This is a genomic window from Hoylesella shahii, assembly GCF_937990675.1.
Classification (GTDB): Bacteria; Bacteroidota; Bacteroidia; order Bacteroidales; family Bacteroidaceae; genus Prevotella; species Prevotella shahii.
Map to the genome: position 1 here is coordinate 1 of NZ_CALKQY010000065.1, position 1,035 is coordinate 1,035.

A 1,035-nucleotide genomic window follows, 5' to 3' on the forward strand; every position below is an offset into this window, starting at 1 on the left:
GGACGACTAGACAAACACAACCTTATCTCGCATCTTATCTTTAGTCCGCGCGTTAATCTGCGCTACAATCCCACGCCCAACACCAATTTCCGACTTACTTACGCTGGCGGATTTAGAGCCCCACAGGCTTTTGATGAAGACCTTCATACGCGTATTGCTGATGGCGACCGTGTGAAAATTGCGTTGGCTAAGGATTTGAAAGAGGAACGTTCGCACAGCTTTAGTGCATCGGCCGACCTCTATAAAAGTTTTGGAACAGTACAAACCAACGTTCTTATTGAGGGCTTTTACACACGCCTTAACAACATGTTTGCTACACGCAAACTGGCTGATGATGTGATTATTGATGGCGCACGTGTTGAAGAACGCTTCAATTCTAACGGTGCAACGGTGTATGGAATTAACCTCGAGGGCAAGGCTTCGCTCTCGTCGTGGGCGCAATTGCAAGCTGGTTTTACTTGGCAAAGCAGCCGTTATCGCACGCCCGAAGAATGGGACGACGATGCTGCTCCCGAGTTTAAAACCACTAAACGTCTGCTGCGAACGCCCAACACCTACGGATATTTCACCCTCACTGTGCATCCCACCATCGATTTTGCCCTATCGTTATCGGGCGTTTACACGGGTAGAATGTATGTTGGCCACCCCAAAGGGGGGAGCGAGCGCACCAACGACTTTGCTATCATTGAGCACACTCCCGCGTTTCTCACGCTTAACCTGAAGCTTGCCTATAATTTCTACATAACTAAGCAGGTGAAATTGGAGGCTAGTGCGGGGGTGCAAAACATGCTCGATGCTTACCAAAAGGATTTGGATAAAGGGGCTTCGCGTGCCTCCGACTATGTTTACGGACCTACTCAACCCCGCAGTTTGTTTCTTGGGGTGAAGTTTTCGTACTAGGTATTATGTCTTTTTTACCCAAAAACAGTGGGTAGAGTTGTTTTGATTTTGTGTATTGCTGGACACATTGCCGATGTTGTTATTGAAAATGTGGTGCACTACGCTCAAACAATATCATAGGCAAGATGCCGACAA

1 protein-coding gene is annotated in these 1,035 nt (G+C 47.6%); it reads left to right on the top strand.

Going from position 1 to position 1,035, the window contains the following annotated elements; genetic code table 11:
* Window positions 1-900 (top strand): TonB-dependent receptor plug domain-containing protein (locus tag QME03_RS09725; protein ID WP_281724246.1); only part of this gene is annotated, 900 nt, incomplete at its 5' end.
* Between the last annotated feature and the right edge of the window lie 135 nt (window positions 901-1,035).